At 38.2% G+C, this 6,008-nt stretch carries 4 protein-coding genes, 1 rRNA gene and 1 pseudogene; 3 read left to right on the forward strand and 3 right to left on the reverse strand.

Annotated elements, in window-relative coordinates:
• Positions 1-521: pseudogene (locus tag TY19_RS11735) on the forward strand (IS1 family transposase); the annotation flags it as partial.
• A 2-nt stretch (positions 522-523) separates the two neighbouring features.
• Here the strand turns inward: TY19_RS11735 and TY19_RS06660 are convergent.
• On the reverse strand, positions 524-712 hold the full coding sequence (locus tag TY19_RS06660; protein WP_226988495.1) for a hypothetical protein: 189 nt from the start codon (positions 710-712) through the stop codon (positions 524-526).
• Positions 713-1,041: 329 nt separating this feature from the next.
• On the opposite strand from TY19_RS06660, the gene TY19_RS06665 reads away from it, so the two are divergent.
• On the forward strand, positions 1,042-1,902 hold the full coding sequence (locus tag TY19_RS06665; RefSeq protein WP_052354832.1) for a hypothetical protein: 861 nt from the start codon (positions 1,042-1,044) through the stop codon (positions 1,900-1,902).
• 310 nt (positions 1,903-2,212) lie between these two features.
• Here TY19_RS06665 and TY19_RS06670 read toward each other — a convergent pair whose 3' ends face one another.
• Together TY19_RS06670 and TY19_RS11745 are read right to left on the reverse strand one after the other, a co-directional pair.
• Positions 2,213-2,773: a hypothetical protein gene (locus tag TY19_RS06670; protein ID WP_042281189.1), complete on the reverse strand. Its 561-nt coding sequence runs from the start codon at positions 2,771-2,773 to the stop codon at positions 2,213-2,215.
• Between the two features lie 217 nt (positions 2,774-2,990).
• A complete protein-coding gene (locus TY19_RS11745) occupies positions 2,991-3,827 on the reverse strand; it encodes a fasciclin domain-containing protein (RefSeq protein WP_052354833.1) in 837 nt (278 codons plus the stop codon).
• A gap of 624 nt (positions 3,828-4,451) precedes the next feature.
• Here TY19_RS11745 and TY19_RS06680 point away from each other — a divergent pair.
• Positions 4,452-5,991 (forward strand): 16S ribosomal RNA (locus TY19_RS06680).
• Positions 5,992-6,008 lie beyond the last annotated feature (17 nt).

Genomic DNA, 6,008 nt, shown 5'->3' on the forward strand with positions numbered 1-6,008 from the left:
ATGCCATGGCTGCTAGATTTTATTAATTTCATTATCAATGATTTGCCTGAGGATTTAAATGCACAAGTTACTTGTTGTGAGAAAGATGAATTGGAAGTGGCTAAACTTGAAGTAGATGAGCTATGGAGTTTTGTAGGAAATAAGAAAAATGATCAGTGGTTATGGCTTATCTTGCATAAAAAAAGTCGTCAAGTGCTTGCTATGCAAGTGGGTCCTCGAGATAAAAAAACCGCTGAGCTTCTTTTTGCAAAACTACCCGAATCATTAAAAAAAAAGCCCTCTATTTCACTGATAAATTTAATGTCTATTATGAAACCATTCCTTGGAGTCAACATCAACCAGTTAGCAAGCAATCTGGTCAGACAAGCTACATTGAAAGATTTAATTGTACTCTCAGACAAAGATGTGCAAGACTTGTAAGGAAAGCACTTTCATTTTCTAAAAAACTAACTAATCACATTGGGTTAATAAAATACTTTATTTGTGATTACAATAGGCAATTGAGAGCCTTACCTATTTAGCACTACCCAAAATTATAGCCCGCTGTCCCTCTGCCGCTGGCACTTAAGCCTACTCCAGTAATTGAATTAAGAAGTCGATTGACTCCCAGTTCTCCTCCAATGGCACCGGCCATGGCAAAATCCATACTTTGTTTAGAGCTAAGGCCATATTGGCGTCCCCAGTTATCGGCTGCCGATTCCATATGTCTCACAGATTATCGGAGTTATATTCGCTTTTCTGTTGAGATAATCAAGTTTTAATCAATGAAGCGATTAAATTAGCAAAGAAAGTTAATCCAGCAAGCGATTTATCTGTTTTGGATTTCGTTCAAGACGTTCTTCTATTTAAAAATCCGCCTAGTTTAAATCAAAAGCAAATTGATGATCGAAAATATTTTATTATGCGTTTTCAGCAATTATCCGCGCCTATTGCAGCAAAGGGAATAGAGGATACTTTTTTTTATCGTTTCTATCCTTTAAGTTCGTTAAATGACCTGGCCAATTCGGTATCGACGTCAGCCATTTTCATCGCATCAATCAAATGAGACTACAAAATTGGCCTCATAGCTTATTGACAACCTTCACTCATGATGCTAAACGAAGTGAAGATGTTCGAGCGAGGATTAACGTATTATCGGAAGATCCTCAAGAGTGGAATTTAATGTTGAACCGTTGGTATAAATTTAACCATCTCTCGCAAAGCGAACTACATCAAAAAGAGTTAGATCGCAATGAGGAATATCTTTTATATCAAACACTTATTGGAACTTGGCCTATTTATGAAATGGATGCTAATGCTTTGGTACATTATTGCCATCGGATAGAATTTTACATGATAAAAGCATTAAGAGAGGCTAAAATTCATATCAGTTGGATTAATCATCAAGTCGATTATGAAAATAGCGTTAGAAATTTTATTCAAAGAATTTTGTCACCAGATAGTCTATTTTTAATAGATTTTAAAGCGTGGATTCCAAAAATTATCAAAGCAGGATTGTTTAATTCAATCTCCCAATTAATTTTGAAAATAACAAGCCCTGGAATTCCTGATTTCTACCAGGGAAGCGAATTATGGGAGTTTTCATTAGTAGATCCGGATAATCGTCATTTGGTTGATTATTCAAGTCGACCCCAGCTATTACAAGTTATTAAACAAAGATCAAAAGAAAATTTACCTAAATTTATTCATCAATTGGTTCAAAATCCAGAAGATGGATTGATCAAATTATACGTCACATCTGTTCTTCTAAATTTTCGTAATGACTATTTTAAAATTTTTCAAGAAGGAGATTATCAACCAGTAGAAATTATAGGGGATAAATCTCAACACGTGATCGCTTTTACTCGTTCTATTTCTAATATGCAGCTCCTATCGTCGTGGGAAGATTTTTCAAAAATTTAACCAATATATCAACAATGTTACCTATCAATCAAGTTTGGGGTCAGACCTATTTATCGATTTCTTTACCAAATAGGGAGGTTTATCGAGATATACTGTCTGGGCAAACTTTTGAACTTGAATCTTGTCAATCAATCAGTCTTTCGCAGTTGTTTTCCCATTTTCCTTTTGCCGTTCTTTTGAAAGAATAAATATTCATAAACTTTTTATTTTTCAAAATAAAGTTGTTTGTAAGAAATCAATGTTTATAAAAAAAAGGACCACACAAATAAAATTTTGTGTGGTCCGGACGTTATCAAGCTAAAACTAAGTATTAATGAGCTTTTTGTGTCGATGAATTTATGTTTTGATTTACTTCATTCGTTTGACTATAAGAGGGATTATTCTTATTTAGATCATCAGGATTATAGTTTCCTTGTAGATCTTCAAAAGCAATTGCTTGATCAGTGCTATTTTGATGCCCATGATTCTCGTTCAACCCTTGGTAATTACGGTCTATTGGACGGTCATAACCTGGATTAAATTCTGGATGATCACCATAAGTTGGATATTTGTGCACTCCATGACCGTCAAAGTCATGGTAATAAGCGTTTCCATTATAGTATTGATAGTAGTCGCCTTGATCATTTGGAGCATTGTAGGGACCCTGTTGTTGGGGTGAGCCATGAGAGCGTTTATAGCTACCCCATGGATATCCTTTTAAACAATTTTGATTCATTGGAGCATGGTAAGATTCACGTTGCTGTTGAGATGAACCATAACAGCGTTTATGGCTACTCCAAGGATATCCACTTGAAGAACATTGAGCCATTACATTAGCAGCAACTAAAGTCGATAAAATAGAAGTCAGTACAGTTTTTGATAACATTTTCATACAAATCTCCTTATGTTTTGTCTTAAATGTTGCTAGATTGGAAAACGGTTAAAATTACAGCATGAGCAAAATGATTTGAGATTTTGTGTATATTGAATTTGGTTAACCGATCCATTAATACTCCGAAAATTGAATAAACTAAATGCGAAATCACTCCATTCATGCCTCATTGTTTTTTTTTAATAAAGGAAAATCTAAAAGATGAGGCAAATGGTTATTATTTTACGGAGTCTATAGGGCTTAAAAATAAAACTTGGTCAATTACATACATCACACCATCATCGTTAGCTGTTTCAGTTCGAACAACTTTAACACCATTCACTGTTAATATGTCTCCGTTGACAGAAATATCTAAATCCTTACCACTCAAAGCTTTCACTTGTATACTTTTAATATCTTTTTTAATGATTTTTGCTGGAACGATGTGATTGCTTATCCAATTAGATAATTGTTCTTTATTTTCAGGACTGAATAAATTTTTTAAAGTTTCTGGTGGAAGAGCACGCAAAGCTTCATTAGAGGGAATAAAAATTGTAAAAGAGCCACCAAGTGTTGTTAGCAAATCCTTCGTTTTTAAGAGATTTACCAAAGTAGAAAAAGTTTGTGAATTTGCAGTTTGTGTAGTGAATTGAAAAGGTGAATTAACTGGGAGCTGATCTTGAGGAATTTGAATACTTTCTTCGATTGTTTCTTCCACAAGTTTGTTTTGTGGATTCTTAGAATCTTGGTAGACATTTTCACTAATGTAAAGATTGCCCGTCACATTTGATTGATTTTCAACTTGTTCTGAGGTTGGTGCGGCAGCAGTAAGCTTATTAGTATTTGTTGATTTGGGATTCGTGCTTATAGTGGTAGAGTTTGATGAGCTAGAGAGTTTAGGTTGATCTGCCATGCTAATGTGATCGTCATAGTAACCGACTTGTTGAGGATGTTCAGCTTGTTCTTTTGCACGTTCAGCCTCAATTTTTTTGCAGCGGAGGCAATCGGCTTCAACCTGATTACATAAACTGCCTACGACTAAAGCGGAAAAGATAAATTTGTAAAATATTTGCATAATGAAGACCCCCCTAATATGCTGTTTTTTTTGTCTTAAATGAGCTAAATTGGATTATACATTCGTAAAAATTATTTTAAACTAAATTAAAACCTAGCCATCATTTTGATATAGCAAGTAAGGCAAACTTGATAAATGGCCTCATATCTATATGATTATCTTTCTGATTCATTTTCAAAAGTTTTTGCAATTATTTTAATTTTTGACAGAGAAAGAGTAGTTGATTAAACTTAAGCAATTTAAGAATTCTAATTTCATTTTTTTTCTGAATATAGATCATGTTTTCAAATAATTCGAATGTATAACCAAAAAAATAACATTGTCTTATAAGTCTTTATGATTAAAAGCATATCGATAAAATTTAAATCTGAAGTAAAAAGGTATTGCGATAAATCAGCCATTTTCTGTAAATTAGGAACTTCTTACGAACGAAACGTACAAAAATGTAAGTAGTAAGAATAACGAGTGCCGATGAGCACTTGTACTCATGTTTTGACAGTATAAGAAAGACAATGTGCAAGCAAACAATAGAGCTTGTGTGAGGCATGAAGATGTCACACATATAGCACTACGTTTAAGTAGTGCAGATTAATATAATCAACTCAGGTTTTCAAGAGTTTATTTTTCTGTGAGAATTTGATCTTGGTTCAGATTGAATGCTGACAGCGTGGATGAGGCATGCAAGTCGAACGAAACCTTCGGGTTTAGTGGCGGAAGGGTTAGTAAGACATGGATAACTTGCCTTTAACTCTGGGATAACGGTTGGAAACGACCGCTAATACCGGATAGGGTGAAAAGAAGACATCTTTTTTTTATTAAAGTGGGGGATCGCAAGACCTCGCGGTTAAAGAGAGGTCCATGGGATATCAGCTAGTTGGTGTGGTAAAGGCGCACCAAGGCTAAGACGTCTAGGCGGATTGAGAGATTGACCGCCAACACTGGGACTGAGAACTGCCCAGACTCCTACGGGAGGCTGCAGTCGAGAATCATTCGCAATGGGCGAAAGCCTGACGATGCGACGCTGTGTGAGTGAAGAAGGCCTTAGGGTCGTAAAGCTCTTTCGCCTGAGAACAAGATGAGCTGGCTAACATCCAGTGATTTTGAGCGTACCAGGTAAAGAAGCACCGGCTAACTCCGTGCCAGCAGCTGCGGTAATACGGAGGGTGCAAGCATTAATCGGATTTATTGGGCGTAAAGGGCGCGTAGGCGGGGGTGTCAGTCAGATGTGAAATCCCGGGGCTCAACCTCGGAACAGCATTTGAAACTACATCTCTAGAGGGTAGGCGGAGAAAACGGAATTCCACAAGTAGCGGTGAAATGCGTAGATATGTGGAAGAACACCGGTGGCGAAGGCGGTTTTCTAGCTTATACCTGACGCTAAAGCGCGAAAGCAAGGGGATCAAACAGGATTAGATACCCTGGTAGTCCTTGCCGTAAACTATGTATACTTGGTGTAACTGGACTCAACCCTAGTTGTGCCGTAGCTAACGCGTTAAGTATACCGCCTGGGGAGTACAGTCGCAAGGCTGAAACTCAAAAGAATTGACGGGGACCCGCACAAGCAGTGGAGCATGTGGTTTAATTCGATGCAACGCGAAGAACCTTACCCAGACTTGACATGTAGTAGACCGGTCTAGAAATAGGCCTTTCCTTCGGGACTGCTACACAGGTGCTGCATGGCTGTCGTCAGCTCGTGCCGTGAGGTGTTGGGTTAAGTCCCGCAACGAGCGCAACCCTTATCATTAGTTGCCAACATTTAAGGTGGGAACTCTAATGAGACTGCCTGGGTTAACCAGGAGGAAGGTGAGGATGACGTCAAGTCCGCATGGCCCTTATGTCTGGGGCTACACACGTGCTACAATGGTCGGTACAAAAGGCAGCGAAGCCGCGAGGTGAAGCAAATCCCGAAAGCCGGCCCCAGTTCAGATTGTAGTCTGCAACTCGACTACATGAAGACGGAATTGCTAGTAATGGCGAGTCAGCAACATCGCCGTGAATACGTTCCCGGGTCTTGTACACACCGCCCGTCACATCATGGGAGTTGGTTTTACCCGAATCCGCTGGCTTAACCGCAAGGGAAGAGGCGTGTAAGGTGAGGCCGATGACTGGGATGAAGTCGTAACAAGGTAGCCCTACCGGAAGGTGGGGCTGGATCACCTCCTTTAAAGGACAGTTTGCTAA

Source organism: Candidatus Protochlamydia sp. R18 (assembly GCF_000648255.1).
GTDB classification, from domain to species: Bacteria; Chlamydiota; Chlamydiia; order Chlamydiales; family Parachlamydiaceae; genus Protochlamydia; species Protochlamydia amoebophila.

Excerpts from the sequence above, each read along its gene's own strand:
- TY19_RS06665 (WP_052354832.1), top strand. The coding sequence starts at position 1,042 with ATGAGACTACAAAATTGGCCTCATAGCTTATTGACAACCTTCACTCAT.
- TY19_RS06670 (WP_042281189.1), bottom strand. The coding sequence starts at position 2,773 with ATGAAAATGTTATCAAAAACTGTACTGACTTCTATTTTATCGACTTTA.
- TY19_RS11745 (WP_052354833.1), bottom strand. The coding sequence starts at position 3,827 with ATGCAAATATTTTACAAATTTATCTTTTCCGCTTTAGTCGTAGGCAGT.